The sequence below is a fragment of the Actinomadura miaoliensis genome, from assembly GCF_039536785.1.
Taxonomy (GTDB): domain Bacteria; phylum Actinomycetota; class Actinomycetes; order Streptosporangiales; family Streptosporangiaceae; genus Spirillospora; species Spirillospora miaoliensis.
In genome coordinates this window covers 277,415-291,751 of the sequence record NZ_BAAAZG010000052.1, presented here as the reverse complement: position 1 = coordinate 291,751, position 14,337 = coordinate 277,415, and the positions used below count along the sequence as shown (strand labels likewise).

At 72.6% G+C, this 14,337-nt stretch carries 10 protein-coding genes; 5 read left to right on the top strand and 5 right to left on the bottom strand.

Translation table 11 applies throughout. From position 1 onward, the window contains the following. Nucleotides 1-61 precede the first annotated feature (61 nt). Nucleotides 62-2,659 (top strand): ABC transporter permease, encoded by a 2,598-nt coding sequence (locus ABD811_RS33980; protein WP_344955966.1) that lies wholly within the window; start codon nucleotides 62-64, stop codon nucleotides 2,657-2,659. An 83-nt stretch (nucleotides 2,660-2,742) separates the two neighbouring features. Here ABD811_RS33980 and ABD811_RS33975 read toward each other — a convergent pair whose 3' ends face one another. Then, complete coding sequence (locus tag ABD811_RS33975; protein WP_344955964.1) at nucleotides 2,743-3,138, bottom strand: hypothetical protein; 396 nt, start codon at nucleotides 3,136-3,138, stop codon at nucleotides 2,743-2,745. A 265-nt stretch (nucleotides 3,139-3,403) separates the two neighbouring features. On the opposite strand from ABD811_RS33975, the gene ABD811_RS33970 reads away from it, so the two are divergent. Next, nucleotides 3,404-3,802: an AQJ64_40280 family protein gene (locus ABD811_RS33970; RefSeq protein WP_344955963.1), complete on the top strand. Its 399-nt coding sequence runs from the start codon at nucleotides 3,404-3,406 to the stop codon at nucleotides 3,800-3,802. Nucleotides 3,803-3,918: 116 nt separating this feature from the next. Here the strand turns inward: ABD811_RS33970 and ABD811_RS33965 are convergent, their stop codons facing one another. Continuing rightward, the gene (locus tag ABD811_RS33965) at nucleotides 3,919-4,719 is read right to left on the bottom strand and encodes an SAM-dependent methyltransferase (protein WP_344955961.1); all 801 of its coding nucleotides are present in this window, start codon (nucleotides 4,717-4,719) and stop codon (nucleotides 3,919-3,921) included. 460 nt (nucleotides 4,720-5,179) lie between these two features. Between ABD811_RS33965 and ABD811_RS33960 the strand changes: the two genes are divergently transcribed. From ABD811_RS33960 to ABD811_RS33950, 3 genes are all read left to right on the top strand, one after another. After that, nucleotides 5,180-5,395, top strand: coding sequence for a hypothetical protein (locus ABD811_RS33960; protein ID WP_344955958.1), 216 nt, complete (start codon nucleotides 5,180-5,182; stop codon nucleotides 5,393-5,395). Between the two features lie 90 nt (nucleotides 5,396-5,485). After that, a complete protein-coding gene (locus tag ABD811_RS33955; RefSeq protein WP_344955956.1) occupies nucleotides 5,486-7,363 on the top strand; it encodes an ABC transporter ATP-binding protein in 1,878 nt (625 codons plus the stop codon). Between the two features lie 19 nt (nucleotides 7,364-7,382). Continuing rightward, nucleotides 7,383-8,618 carry a cupin domain-containing protein gene (locus ABD811_RS33950; protein ID WP_344955953.1) on the top strand — a complete coding sequence of 412 codons (1,236 nt, stop codon included), beginning with the start codon at nucleotides 7,383-7,385 and terminating at the stop codon, nucleotides 8,616-8,618. A 102-nt stretch (nucleotides 8,619-8,720) separates the two neighbouring features. Here ABD811_RS33950 and ABD811_RS33945 read toward each other — a convergent pair whose 3' ends face one another. The 3 genes from ABD811_RS33945 to ABD811_RS33935 are packed head-to-tail and all read right to left on the bottom strand — an operon-like array spanning nucleotide 8,721 to nucleotide 14,210. After that, nucleotides 8,721-9,632 carry a JmjC domain-containing protein gene (locus ABD811_RS33945; RefSeq protein WP_344955951.1) on the bottom strand — a complete coding sequence of 304 codons (912 nt, stop codon included), beginning with the start codon at nucleotides 9,630-9,632 and terminating at the stop codon, nucleotides 8,721-8,723. A gap of 13 nt (nucleotides 9,633-9,645) precedes the next feature. Next, complete coding sequence (locus tag ABD811_RS33940; protein WP_344955948.1) at nucleotides 9,646-10,998, bottom strand: lanthionine synthetase C family protein; 1,353 nt, start codon at nucleotides 10,996-10,998, stop codon at nucleotides 9,646-9,648. Between the two features lie 29 nt (nucleotides 10,999-11,027). Continuing rightward, entirely contained in the window at nucleotides 11,028-14,210 is a 3,183-nt protein-coding gene (locus ABD811_RS33935) for a lantibiotic dehydratase (protein ID WP_344955947.1), read from the bottom strand. Nucleotides 14,211-14,337: the final 127 nt, after the last annotated feature.

The window sequence follows — 14,337 nt, the reverse complement described above, 5'->3', positions numbered from 1 at the left end:
CTGGCCGCCCCGACCATCGACGCCGTGCACGCCCGCATGCGCGCGATGGAGGGCTGACGCCGTGGACAACGCCATGTGGCTCATCGCGCGCCGTTCGTTCACCGAGGGCTGGATGCGGCTGACCGCCACGCTGCTGGCGGCACTGGGTTCGATCGCGCTCATCGCGGGTTCGCTGCAGTTCGCGCTGCGCGCGCAGGAGGCGGTGTCGGGCAGCGACGCCAGCGAGTACTTCCGCGCGGACGTGCTCGTGCAGGGCGGGACGGTGGATGCGGACGACCCGTACGCGCCGCCGGACGGCCGGATCCGCCTTGACCAGGTCGAGTCCCGGCCGGGAGTGGCGGCGGTCGCCGGGGACGTCGCGGTGGCGGTGACGGCCGCGCGTCTCGACGGGAAGGCGATCACGGCGTCGGCCGAGGGCCGTACGCTGCTGCGTCCCTGGGTCTCCGACCCACGGCTGAATCCCTACCGGCTGGAGGCGGGGCGCGCCCCCGCCGGCGACGGCGAAGTGGCGGTCGTCCGGCACATGTCACGCGCTGGGAAGCTGCGCGTCGGCGACACGATGACGCTGACGCTGCCCCGTGAGACGCGCCGGGTGCGGATCGCCGGGGTCGTCACCGTCCAGGGCCACGACGCGGTGGCCGCCGGCGACCTGGTGCTGGCCCCGCCCGAGACCGTGCGGCGTGCCGCGATGCTGCCCGGGGGCACCTGGCAGAGCGTCTGGGTGAAGACCGCCCCGGGCGTGCCCGCCGACCGGCTGCGCGCCGACCTCGCCCGCGACCTGGGCGGCGCGGCCACGGTGCACACCGCGCAGTCCGTACGGCAGGCGCAGACCGCCGCCGCGGCGGGCGAGGGCGCCTCGATCGCCGGCATCGTCGGCATGCTCGCGTCCGTCGCGATCTTCGTCGGCCTGTTCGTGGTGGCCAACACGTTCGGCACCCTGGTACGCCAGCGCACCCGGCGGCTGGCGCTGCTCGGCGCGATCGGCGCCACGCCGCGGCAGATCAAGCGGCTGATACGGCTGGAGGCGCTGGTGATGGGCGCGATCGCCTCGGTGGGCGGGGTGGCCGCGGGCTATCCGCTGTCGGCGCTGCTCACCCGGCTGTTCGCGCGGGACGGCTTCGACGTCTCGGCCGCCGACGCCCAGTTCGGCTGGGTCGCGTTGGCCGTCCCCGCCGCGGCCGGGATCCTGGTCACCCAGCTGGCCGCCTGGCGGGCGGCGCACCGCGCCGCGGGCGTCTCGCCCGTGCAGGCGTTGCGCAGCACCGTCACCGAACCCCGGGGACGGCGCCGGCCGCGGCTGCTCGCCGCGTCCGCGATCTTCGCCGGTGCGGGCTTCTGGTACGCGGTGGCGGTGGCGGTGCGCGTCGGCGAACCCCCCGGCCCGGACCGCACGTTCGGGGTCGCACTGATGATCACTTTTGGTTCGATGCTGACCGTGACCGGGCTGGCCGTCCTCACCCCGTTCTTCGTCGGGCCGCTGGGCGGGCTGGTGGGCCGCGTCGGGACGTCGGTCGGCGGGGAGACCGGACGGCTGGCGCACGCCACCATCACCCGCAGCCCGCGCCGGGTGTCGTCGGCCGCCTCGTCGCTGATGCTGGGCGTCGCGCTGGTCGCCTCCGTGGCGATGGTCACGCTGTCGGTGCACGACCGGTTCCAGGAGGCGGGACGGCAGGTGATGGCGGCCGAGCACGCGGTCGCCTCGACCGCCAGGACCGCCGAGGGCGGGCCCGCCCCGCTGGCCCGGGACGTGGCGGCCCGGCTGGCGGGCACGCCCGGGGTGTCGCGGGCCACCGCCCTCACCCAGACCCAGGTCAAGCTCGTATCGCCGTCGGACCGGAGCGGACCGGACGAAGAGCCGGAGCCGTTCCGCTTCCTCGTCACCGGCGCCGAGCAGGCCGGGCTGCGCGACGTCCTGCGGCTGGGCGGCCGGCCGCCCGCGCTGCGTCCTGGACAGATCGCGCTGTCGTCGACCGTCATGAAGGAACGGGGGCTCCCGCGCGGCGAGCAGATCGTCGTGCGGGGCGCTCAGGGCCGGGTCACACTGACGGTGGCAGGCGTCTACCACGACCCGTCTCACCTGTTCGCCGAGCAGGCGCTCGTGGCGCCCGCGACGATGGATCGGCTCGACACCAACGCCGCGACCCAGGCGGTCCTGGTGCGGGGCGGCTCCCCGCAAGCCCTGGCGCGCGCCGTGGCCGCGGTGCCGGGCGTGCGGGTCCTCGACCGAGACGCGTACGTGGACGCGGCGTCGGCCTCTCTCACCCGCGCACTGCGGGCGACCTATGGTTTCGTCGGCATGGCGCTGCTGCTCGCGCTGTTCGGAATGGCGACCACGGTGTCGATGAGCGTCGCCGAACGCACCCGGGAATTCGGGCTGCTGGGCGCCGTGGGGGCGACCATGAGGCAGATCCGCTCGATCGTCCGCTGGGAGGCGGCCACCGTGGTCGCCCTCGGCACGCTCCTCGGCCTCGCGATCGCGACCGGCACGCTGGCACTGCTGCACGTGACGACCGGCAGTTCGTTCCTGCGCCCGGATCCGCCGTGGTGGCTGTTCCCGCTGGTGACGGCGGGCGCGGCGGTGGCGACGCTGGCGACGTCGTCGCTGCCCGCACGCCGGGCCGCGGCCGTGCCCGTCCTGGAGGCCGCCAAGGCGGAGTGAGCCACTGAGGATGCACCGCAGACACCCAGGACCGTCCCCGGCGGAGAGGGCGGGGACGGTCCTGGGAAGGCACGTTCGCCGGTTCAGCCCTGTCGTGACGCGAAGTACCGGCGGGAGGGAGCGGACCACAGCAAGGCCAATACGGCCAGCGTCACCACCCAGCCGATGACGACGAGCGTGCGGAGCAGCATCCGGTCGTCGTGCGCGAACACCACCAGCCTGCCGACGAGCTGAACCGCCATCAGGCCCGTCAGCCAGTTGCGGGCCCACGGGCGCGGCTGCCGCAGAAGCAGTGCCAGCCATGCGTACGCCAGGCCCCAGACCAGGTGGAAGACGTCCGTGAGTCCCTGCGGCGGATACAGCCAGGCGAACACGTGTCCGACGAGCAGCACCGCGATGCCGGCCAGCGCCCAGTTGACGGTCGCGGGCACCTGAACGGACTGATGCGCGCCGGCGCGGGCGGACCTCTGAAAACGCATTGTTCTCCTCCGTGATCGACCATGCCTTCCGGCCCCACATAGGCATCATACGAGAAAGTCTCATCTGAGACTATCTTTCAAGGCGTCGACCAGGAGCGGCAGCGACGGACGTGCCATGGCCCGGACCGCCGCTCAGGGAGTGGGCATGGGAACCGCCATCCGGGGCGGCCCCGAACGCGGCGCCCCCGGAAGCATTAGGCGGACGGCCCAGGGGCAGGAATGCGAAACTGGCCGTACCTGACAAAGGATCGCAACCGGGAGGGACATGCGCGCGGAGGTGGAGTGGGTGGACGTACGGGACAGGGTGCCGAGGGACGGAATTCCCGTGGCCGCCGCTATCTCGGGCCGTTATCGCTCCAACGATGCGGACGAGGGCGATCCGTACGCCGGGCAGGAATTCTGGCTGGTGAGGCCGATGTACTACACCACCCTTCACATCGCTGAGGACGGGCGTGAGTACCGCGACTGCTTCGTCGACTCTGACGGTGTCGTCCGCCCGCCCTACGGCCGGAAAGGCACCGACTTGCTCACCGACTCCATCGAGCCGGTCACCCATTGGGCCGAGTTGCCCACTCTGCCGGGCACGACCGTGCACCACATGGTGGGCGAGGAAGCGAAGGCCGCTCGCGAGCACGCCCTGGGTGAAAGGGACGGGCAGCGGTAGCGGCGCGCTTGTGCGGCCCGAAGAGTCCGCCGAGGCACGGCGAGTGGCCGACTCAGCAGAAGTAGACGATTAGGTCCAGGGGGCGGACGGGCGTCGAAGCGGACGGCGAGCCTGAATCACTCCGTCGGCTTACGGGCGACCGCGCAGACTCCCAGATTCGCGATCTCGTCGCCGAACTCCTCCCCGTGGGGCCCCAGTTCGGGCCGCCAGAGGTACGGTTCGACCAGGCCCGGCTCGAGAAGTTCGAAGTCGCCGAACAGGGCCGTGATCTCGTCCCTGTCGCGCAGGGTGCCCAGGCCCATCGCCCCTTGGTACGCGGCGGCGACGTCGCGGAGAGCCGGGAGCACATGGCTGATCGTCAGGAAACTGCCGGGGACCAGCCGGTCGCGGAGACGGGCCAGCAGTTCAGCGGGCTTGGGGTCGGGCAGGAAGTGGAACAGGGCCAGCGCACTGACGGCGACGGGCCGGCTGAAGTCGAGCGTCCGGGCGGCCTGCTGGATGATGCGGTCGATGTCGACGACGTCCGAGTCGATGTAGTCGGTGACGCCCTCAGGATGGCTGGTCAGCAACGCACGGGCATGGACGAGCACGATGGGGTCGTTGTCGACGTACACGACCCGGGAGTCGGGGGCGATGCTCTGGGCGACCTCGTGCAGGTTGGGTGACGTCGGCAATCCGGTGCCGAGGTCCAGGAACTGCCGGATTCCGTACTCGCGCGCGAGCAGGCCGACAGAGCGCACCAGGAACCTGCGGTTGGCCTGCGCCAGCGGCCGCAACTGCGGGCAGATGTTCAGAACCCGCTGGCCGAACTCGCGGTCGACGCCGAAATGGTCCTTGCCGCCGAGGTAGAAGTCGTAAACCCGCGCGGGGTGCGGCTCGTCGGTACGCAGTTCCGCAGAAGGTGGGATCTCTGTCATGAAGGTCGCTTCCCAGGAGAGCCGGCGCCGTCGCTTGGACAGAAGCGTATCGGTGCCGGACAGTCGATCGGCCGGTGAACGTGCGGGCTGATTCTTGACGTCGGCGAGATTCGGCGAGGGTAATAGGCGGCCGTCGCGGACGAGCCCGTCGGGCACTCCGCCGAAGACGAGGAAAGACCACGCGCAGTTATGAGGAGTTCGGTTTCCGCGACGTGTTCGTCGAGTCGGCGGTGTCGGCGGCACACACGAGTCCTACGGCGTGCCTGGCCGGTCCGTCGGCAGGCGGCGGGCGCGTCAGTCCGGAGATATCCGGATGACAGCGACACCCGGCAACCTTGCGGATCAGTCCCCGCCCCCTGGGGGCTGATCGGGCTGCGTTCGCGCCGGTCGGCGCGGTCCCGCGGCCCGGTGCGTCAGCGCTGGACGAAGCGGTGCGAGGCACCGCGAGGAGGACCACACGATGGGTGAATTCGATCTCGACCCGCAGGTCGAGGGAGCGGCCGGGTTCGGCTGGGAGGCGCACTTCCGCACCGCGGCCCAGCAGGCCGGCGGCATCATGATGGCCGCGAGCACCGACTGCGTCTACCCCTGCGACCCGACCGGCCATCCCACTCTCTACAACTGCCCCACCTGCGCCAACACGTGCGGAGGGACCGGCCGTCCCTGCTTCTGCTGATCGCCGTCTCCCCTGGGAGGAAGACTCGTGACGACGGGTGCGGCGGCCCGTGCGCGGAAGCGTTCGCACGGGCCGCGGCATCGGCAGGACATGGTCGCAGGTCCCGATCCCCTGTTCGGACCGGGTCTGCGCATCGCCCACGAGAAGGACAGGGACACGGCGGGCGGCGGGCCGGCCGCTCTCTGGCGGCTTCCCGTGCTCGTCGGCATGACGGCCAGGCTCGGCTGGCGGGCCGACCGGTGGGGGCTGCTCGCGGTGGCGGCCGGTCAGCTGGCGAGCGCGGCGGCCACGACCGTGACCTATCTGACCACCCAGCGCCTGCTCACCGGGATGTTCTCGGCGGGGCCGGCCGGCCGCAAGGTCGAGATGCTGACCTCGGTGCTGGTCGTCATGGTCGTGGCCATGATGGTCAGGGGCCTGTCCGGCGCGCTGACGACGGGCGCGTCGGGGCGGCTGGGCCCGCGCATCTCCCGGTCGGCGCACACCGCCCTCCTGGAGCGGGCGGCCGAGGTGGAGCTGGCCCGGATGGAGGATCCCGCCTTCCACAACCTGCTCCTGGCGGCGCAGCGGGGCGCGGACGCCACGCGCCGGGTGACCGAACGCGTCGTCGGCCTGAGCGGCGGGCTGATGGCGATCGTGGCCGCCGTGGCGGTGCTGGCCACGATGGATGCGCTGCTGGTTCCCCTGCTGCTGCTCACCCTGGTGCCGCAGGCGTGGGGAATGGCGCGGACGGTGGGCGCCCGGCACGCGTCGATCACCCGTTGGATGGAACTGACGCGCCAGCTCGACCAGTTGTCGATGCTGCTGACGCACCGGGAGAGCGCCGAGGAGGTCCGGGTCCATCGGATGGGGCGGTTCCTGCTGCACCATTACCGGCGGCTGGCGATGCACTCGGAGCAAGAGCAGGCGAGACTGGCCCGGCGCGAGGCCTGCGTCAAGATGATCGCCGGCGCCGTCTCGGGCGCGGCCGGTGCGTACGCCTACGGGCTGCTGGCGTTCCTGGTGGCCACCGGCCGGATGTCGTTCGCGGTGGCCGGCACGGCGGCGTTCGCCATCCGGTCCAGCTCGATGAGCCTGACGTCGCTGGTGATGCAGACGCAGACGATTCATGAGGACGCGATGTACATCGCCGACTGGAGGCGGGCGTGCACGCGGGCGGACGAGTCGGCGATCCCTTCTCCGGGCGCGCGGCTGCCTGGGGATCCCGAGGTCATCTCCACCCATCGGCTGTGCTTCACCTATCCGGGGGCGCGCAGGCCGGCGCTGGACGGCGTCGACGTGCGCGTCCGGCGCGGTGAGGTCGTCGCCTTCGTCGGCGAGAACGGCTCCGGCAAGTCGACGCTGGCCAAACTCCTCGCGGGCCTGTACGTGCCGTCCGAGGGCGCCGTGCTGTGGGACGGCGTCCCCACCAACCTGGTCGACCGGCGCGACCTCTTCGACCGGATCTCGCTGGTCTCCCAGGATTTCGTGCAGTGGCCGTTCACCGCCCGGATGAACGTGGCCGTCGGGCGCGCGGACCGGCCGCTCGACGAGCGGCTGCTGCGCCGCGCGGCGGCGGCGATGGGCGCGGAGCCCGTGGTCGCGCGTCTCGACGACGGATGGGACACGCTCCTGGCGCGGGAGTTCTGGGGCGGCACCAACCTGTCCGGCGGGCAGTGGCAGCGGCTCGGCCTGGCGCGGGCCTGGTACCGCGACGCGCCCGTGCTCGTCGTCGACGAGCCGACGTCCGCGCTGGACCCGACCGCCGAAATTGAGATCTTTGATCGGATCATGGAACTGGCCGGACGCGGCCGCACCGTCATCCTCATCACGCACCGGCTCGCCTCGGTGGCACGGGCCGACCGCATCTACGTGCTCGACGGGGGCGTGGTGGTCGAGCAGGGCACCCATGACCGGCTGCTGAGGAGCGACGGCGTGTACGCCGCGATGTACCGCGCCCAGGCCGCACAGTACGAGGCGGCCGGATGAACCCGAATGAGACGGCCAGATGAACACGGTACGAGGTGACCGGATGGAACACGAGAACGTCGAGGACGGCCCGCTCGCCCGGCTGACCGGGCGGGCCGCGGACTTCCGCCGGTCATGGCCCGGGCGGCCAGCGGTCCACCGCTCCGATGCCGCGTGGGCGCGGTCGCTGCTGTCGTTCGACGCGGTCGACGCGCTCGTCGCGGAACGGGCGCTGGCCCCTTCCCGGGTGGCGATGTCGGCCGGTGGGTTCGTCGACGCCCGGAGCTACACCCTCGCCGGCGCCATCGACCCCGTGGGGCTCGGCGACCGGCTGCGGGAGGGGAGCACCTTGCTGATCCAGGGCCTGGACGAGGAGCACGCTCCGCTCATCGCGTTCTGCCGTGCGCTGACCGCCGAGATCGGCCATCCGGTCCAGGCGAACGCCTATCTCACGCCGCCACGGTCGCGTGGGTTCGCCCACCACTGGGACGGGCACTCCGGTTTCCTGATCCAGACCGAGGGCGCCAAGACCTGGCAGATCTTCGAGCCGGCGGTGCCCGACCCGATGACGCCCGGCTCGGTGCGGACCGGTGAGCTGCCCGCCGACTTCGGCGCGCGCACTCCCTTCCTGGAAGTCGAACTGCGCGCCGGGGACGTCCTGTGGTTGCCGCGCGGGTGGATCCACAACGGTGTCACGGCGGGCGAATGGTCCCTGCATGTCACCGTCGGAGTCAGGCAGTTCACTCCGCACTGGTTGCTCGGTCCGCTGCTGCGGGCCGCGTCCGAGGAGCCGGCCCTGCGCGAGGCGCTGCCTCCCCGAGTCGCGCTGGACGACCTCGCCCTGCGCGCCGCGGTGGCACGTTCGCGCGGCGCTCTCCTCGAATGGTTGCAGGCACAGAGCGACGAGCGGCTGGCGGAACTGGTGGCACCCGTGCTGCACGCCACTCTCGGTGCGCCCGCACGCCGGCCGGTCAGGACGGCCATGGCTGCCATGCGAGGCGGTGCGGACGGCGGTCGGCCGGAGGCCGTTGACCTGGTTCCGCACGCGGTGCTGTCGGTGCGTGAATCCGGCGATCGTGTCGTCCTGCGGCTCGGGGACGCCGATGTCGAGCTCGACCGCGTCGCGTTCGGCGAGGTGGAGCTCGCCCGGAAAGGCGACGGGAGGATGACGCTGCGGCACCTGACAGGCCGGATCGGTCCCCGGGCCGCGGGAGAGGTCTTCGACCGGCTCCTCCGGTACGGAGTGGCGGTACCCGCCGACCCGCCCTCGGAGTGAGACGACCCGAAGACGCGGCTCGAAGCCGGTCATGCCTCCGGCGCATGACCGGCTTCCCGGACGCCCATGCCGGTGTGCGACGACGGCTCGGCAGGCGCGTCGTCAGGTGTCCCGACTCGCTGCCGAACGCGGGAGGACACCGGCGATCAGCGGAGTGTCGCTGGTGTTCGGCCGGTGGACGTCGGCCCTGGCGAGAAGCTCGGTGGGGTCGGTCTTGGCCGCAGCGGCGGCGATGGCGTTCAGCAGCTCGGTCACCGGGAGGACGCGGTCACCGTGGATCGGCAGCCGCTCCAACCGGGGGATGGCGGCGAGGAGGTCCTCGGCCCATCGCCGGACGATCTCGCGGTGCGACGTGGGGCGGACGGCGATCGACAGGTGCAGCGTTCCTTCGGGACCGGCGAAGGCACGGTGGCCCATGCCCGCGGGAATGTAGAGACCGTCGCCGGGCTGGAGCTCGACGACCTGGTCGGGGGCGCGGTCGGTGCGCAGGGTCTGGCTCTCCTGCCAGGCGGTGCCGTCGGGTATGTCCCACAGGTGCCAGGTCTTCGTGCCCTCGATCTGGAGGGCGAAGACGTCCGCGGAGTCGAAGTGGGCGCCGACGCCGTCGTCACCGGGCGGCGTGTAGAACGCGTAGGTCGCGATGGTCGCGTTGAGAAGGCGGGTGAGCCGGTCGGCGAGCGCGGCCATCGGCGCGTACCAGTCCTCGATGTTGACGAACCGGAGCGTGGCGCCCTGTTCCAGCTGGGCCGCGATGGCGTCGGTGTCGGGGTACCCGGGCATGCTGAGCGCGAGGTATGGGCGGGTGACGGTGAACATCGTGGGAGGCACGCCGCCGCTGGGCGTGTTCAGCTGGAACTGGGGGTAGCGGACGTGCCCGTACCGTATCCAGTCGTCGATGCGCTGGAAGCTGAGCAGCGCCGTGGTGTCGGGTGAGGCGGTGAAGCGCGCCGAGCTTCTCCCCCAGTCGATGCGTTCGTGCTCGGCGGGATCGGCGAATATGTCGGACCAGGCCATCGGGTGATGCTCCTCAGTTCAGCAGTAGTGCGGTGTCCCAGCCGGTGACCGGAGGACGGCCGGTGGCGTAGCAGTGCAGAGCCAGCGCTATGCCCGCGGCCCCTTCCAGGAATCCCGGCCGGTTCTTCCCCATGGACGTGGGGTGGACGTACCGGAATCCGAACGGCTCGTCGGGGTCGAAGCCGTCGAGGATCCGCCCCGCGAACATGTCCACCGCGGCCCCGTAGTCATGGGGCGCGGTGTCGTCCGACGCGGTGTCGTGGGCCATGCGCAGGAAGATCTGGAGAAGTCCGGCCCAGCCATGGCACAGGGTGTGGTCGCGCACCGCCCCTCCGGCGAGGGCGTGCACTCCGGCCAGCGCGGCGTGCGCCTCGTCCTGCCACCGTCTCTCGCCGAGCGCGGTACCGGCCAGGTAAAGAGCCCGGGCGATGCCCGCCGCCCCGTAGCACCAGACCTCGCGGTACCGCTCGAAGCGATGATCGAGATCGCGGAGGGCGGGCAGGTTGACCGCCATCGGCCAGGTGGGCCCCGCGTCGTCGGCATGGCGCCATCGGTCCAGGAGCGCGACGATGCGTCCCATCGCCTCGTCCTGCCGGTCGACGCGCACGCCCGCCCGCCAGGCGCAGGCGAGCAGAGCGAGCGGCCCGCACACGCCGTGGGCCAGACCGAAGTTGAGATGCCCGCCGCGGTCGACGCGTTCGGCGGTCACGCCGTGCTCGACCCACCAGGCGGGCACGCGCACGCCCTCCACCTCGACGTCGTCGGCCATCGCGACGGCGACCAGCGTGGTGAGCACCTCGCACAGGGCCTCACCGGCGGCGCCGCCCGCGTGCTCGTGGCGTCCCAGCAGGTAGCGCCCGAGGCCGGCGGCACCGGAGATGACGTCGAAACCGTCCCAGTGGCCGATGGGCCTGCCGGTGAGAACCCGGTCGCGGTCGGCGCGTGCACGGGCCCGGATCCAGGCGACGAGGCCCTCGTCCAGTTTCTCCAGCAGCGTCCGATAGCCTCCGAAGCCGACCGCGGCGGCGTGGGCGGCGAAGGCCAGTGAACCGGCCCCGACGAACAGGCGGGGTTGCGGCGCGGGGGCGGGAGAGGCGAGGGCCGCGGCGAGGTACTCGTGCGCCGTCCCGCGTCGTGCCGGGTCGGCGGCGCCGAGCTCGGCGAACAGCAGGGAGACCGCCGGGTATCCGTCGCTGAGCGCCACCGCGTTCCAGGGCGTCCAGGGGCCTTCCGGGAGCTCCATCGCGTTGTCCGGCGCGTCGGTGATGGCGGCGACCCGGGCGGGGTCGGCCAGGAGGCCGGCGACCGTCTCGACGACCCGCGCGGCGCGTTCGCGTCGGCCGACCGCGTCCGGATCGAGGCTCATGGGTCGAGGGCTCTTCTTCTCGGCGTTCATCAGTTTTTTGTGCGGTCCCTGTGTCGTTCTCGGTCGAGTTCGGCCTGCAGCACACCGCGGGCGATGGCGGTGGCGGCGCCTTCCGCGGAGTGGTCGATTCCGGCGATCCGGTTGTGGTGAAGGTGCAGCACGCTGGAGAACGGACCGGTGACCGTCTCGAGCACGCCCTCCGCCGCCTTCGCGCGGACCAGCCGCCCGTAGGCGGCGACGTGCGGCGCGCGACGTCGCCAGCCGTCGAGCAGCCGGTCGCCGCCGGGAAGCCGGGCCAGCTCCCCTCCATCGCCTGCCGTCCCGAGAAGGCGCACCGCCTCGCGGCGCCGCTTCTGGAAGGCGGAATGGTGGGCGCCTTTGGGGTAGGCGTCCAGCATCCACTCGCGCCAGCCGTGCCCGTGCAGCCGTGCGGCGAGATCGAGATGGTTCGCCGCGGCCAGCAGTTCCAGCGGCACGTCGAGCAGCCCCTGGGAGCGCAGCACGAGCTGCTCGATCACGCTCACGCTGTCCGCCCAGAAGACCCGTTCGGCGGCTTCGATCAGCTCCGGGCCGCCGTACCGCGCGATCTCGGGTCGGTAGGCGTCCAGCACGACGTCGCGGATCAGGCCGCCGTCCGCGAGCGCGGCGGCCCACCGGTGGACGACGGGCAGGAGGCGGCCGTTCAGCGCGGCCGGCTCGCCGTGGAACCGGACGCGCAGGTGCGGCTCGTCGTCGCGGTACCTCAGGAAGAACCAGCGGTCGCAGACGGGCGCGGCCTGTTCGACCAGCGCCGGCAGATGCCGCGTGAGCAGCTCGCCGTGGCGTCCCTCGGCCGCGTAGACCTTCACGTACAGCCATTCGCCGCCGGGCTGGTGCACGCGCCGCACCGCGATCGGCGTCCGGCCGGCGGACCGGGCCTCCGGTGCGGGAGCGGCCTGGCGCGGCCGCGCCGGGCGGAGCGGGACGACGATCTCGTGGGCATGGCCGTTGAGCCAGCCGGTGCCGGCCGCGCCGCCCAGCGGTTCCTCCTCCAGGACGGCGCCGGGACGTTTGAGCAGTTCGTCGCGCAGCAGGCGCCGTCCGGCGGCGGAGGAGAGGTCCAGCCGGAGCCGGTGGTCCCCGTTCACCGCGTAGACGACGTCGGGCGGCGTCCACCGGGCGCGCCAGCGATCAAGGCACCGCGTCCACTCGTGCGGGCTCAGGCCGGAGTCGGCGAGCCGCGGATCGGGCAGCCAGCGGGCCGGTGCCAGCACGGTCCGCCCGTGGCGCACCCGAGGCAGGTAGGGCAGCCGGTTCGCCAGGCCCCAGTTCCACAGGGGCCATGGACGGGTGCGCTCCTCCCCGATCTCGGCGAGGAGGCGCAGCGCGTTCGGCAGGGTCAGCGTCGGGTTGAGCGCGTGGAACGGCAGCGGGACGACCTCCCTGCCGGTCCGCGTCGCGACGACCTTGAACCGTTCGTAGTCGGCGCTGACCGCCAGGTCGTCGAGCCCGAGCACGTCCGGCCGGGCCCGGTCGGCGAAGACGCCGGCCCGCACGGTCGTCCCGGTGAGCGTGGGCACCTGGGTGACGTTGAGGATGCGGGGCCGCAGCACGATGCTCTGCAGTTGGGCGGCGATCGCGGACGCCCCGTCGGCGGCGCCGTCGGGGGTGCCGCCGCTCCCCGTGTCCTCGTCCGCCGTGATGTCCCGGACGAGTGCGGCGAAGTCGGATCGCAGCCCGGGAAGCAGGTGGAGGAACCGTCCGAACATCGCGCCGGGACGGTTCATCATCGGCGTGGCCAGCGCCAGGTGGAAGTCCCCGTCGCGCAGGTCGTCCTCGGAGTCCGCGAGGATCTGGACCGCCGCCTCCACATAGCTCGCGGGCTCCTCGGCCGCTCCCGGGCGGGTGAGCCTGCCGACGAGCTCGTCATCCAGCACGATCTCGCGCGCCCCGTCCGCGGCGGCGCGCTGGGCCAGGGCGCACAGCAGCACGTCGCGCTCGTTGGGCTCTGCGGCCGGGTGGTGGTCCCGCTTCGGGGCTCCGCCGGGCGGCAGCAGGTAACCGCCGGGGGCCCCGATCCCGAGCTGCGGATCGATCACCTCCTTGACCGGGACCGCGACGTCGACGCCGTAACGCTCGATGAACCGCATCCGGTAGTCGCCGAGCCGGTCGCTCCGTCCGTCCTTGGGCGGGGCCACCCGCCACGCGACCGACGCCGCCCGCTCCAGCTCGGCGACGACGTCGCGCGGCAGCACGATGTCGGCGTTCACCTCCATGTCCACCTGGATCGGGCGGTCGCCCGCCCGCAGGGCGCGCATCATGGCCGTCGCCCGCCGCCAGGCCGCGTGCCCCTCGCCGATCGGCGTGGCCTGGTAGGCGCCGAGGGCGTCCCGGACCTCGGCCAGGGCCGCCCGCCCGGGGTGTTCGGGCAGGGCCGCCATGACGCCGAGCACATGGTCCACGGGGTCTTCGGCGTCGGCCGGCGGCCGCAGGTCGGTGAGCAGGAACTCCCCCTCGACCAGGGCGGCGACCATCCGTTCGATCACGGACCTGTCGACGTCCCCGAACTCCGCGGCCAGCCGGGAGACGAGGTCGGCGTGGCGGACGGGGGTCCGGGCGGCGGCCATGGCCAGGCGCACGGCCCGCGTGTGACGGATCGTGCGTTCCCTGTCGTCGGGCGCCCAGTCCTCGTCGGGGTCCCGTCCGCCGGAATCCAGCATGTAGGGCAGGACGAGCCTGTCGCCGCGCACCCCGCACAGGTCGTTGGCGACCAGCCGCAGCCGCGAGAGGACGGCCGGATCCGTCTCCCAGCCCCGGACCACGCCGGTCAGCCATCCCATGTCGGCGCGGACCCGCCTGCGATGGCGGCCCTCCATCCGCACCTTGGGCTCGTCCTCCACGTGGACCGCGGCGACACCGGCCATCAGCCCGAAGGGGGTCGCGCGGGACGTCATCCGGGACAGGTAGCGGGCGGCGGAGATCGCGGCCCGCCGCAGCCTCGGCGGTTCGACCGGCACGCCGGACGCCACCTTCTCCAGGATCGCGTCCAGAGGTCCGCTGGACACCGCGATCGCCTCCCGGACGACCGGATCGGCGGCCAGTCGCCGGAGGAAGTCCCGCGTCTCCTCTGTGGAGTCCAGGTCTCCGGGCGGTCGCGGGACCGGATGCTCCGCCGGCAGCAGCGGCAGCCGCGCTATGCCGAAATCCGCCGCACGGAACGCTACGTCGCGCACTACGGAGTCCACCTCTCTCGCATGGTCGGCGTTGCGCAAGACTGCCCGCGCCCGGTCTCTTCTCGCTGTCGTCCGGGTGACGCGGACCGGCCGTTCGAGGGCACGGCGGACAGGCGCGCCGAAGACG

Excerpts from the sequence above, each read along its gene's own strand:
- ABD811_RS33940 (WP_344955948.1), bottom strand. The coding sequence starts at position 10,998 with ATGAGCCTCGATCCGGACGCGGTCGGCCGACGCGAACGCGCCGCGCGG.
- ABD811_RS33950 (WP_344955953.1), top strand. The coding sequence starts at position 7,383 with ATGAACACGGTACGAGGTGACCGGATGGAACACGAGAACGTCGAGGAC.
- ABD811_RS33975 (WP_344955964.1), bottom strand. The coding sequence starts at position 3,138 with ATGCGTTTTCAGAGGTCCGCCCGCGCCGGCGCGCATCAGTCCGTTCAG.
- ABD811_RS33970 (WP_344955963.1), top strand. The coding sequence starts at position 3,404 with ATGCGCGCGGAGGTGGAGTGGGTGGACGTACGGGACAGGGTGCCGAGG.
- ABD811_RS33945 (WP_344955951.1), bottom strand. The coding sequence starts at position 9,632 with ATGGCCTGGTCCGACATATTCGCCGATCCCGCCGAGCACGAACGCATC.
- ABD811_RS33965 (WP_344955961.1), bottom strand. The coding sequence starts at position 4,719 with ATGACAGAGATCCCACCTTCTGCGGAACTGCGTACCGACGAGCCGCAC.
- ABD811_RS33960 (WP_344955958.1), top strand. The coding sequence starts at position 5,180 with ATGGGTGAATTCGATCTCGACCCGCAGGTCGAGGGAGCGGCCGGGTTC.
- ABD811_RS33955 (WP_344955956.1), top strand. The coding sequence starts at position 5,486 with ATGGTCGCAGGTCCCGATCCCCTGTTCGGACCGGGTCTGCGCATCGCC.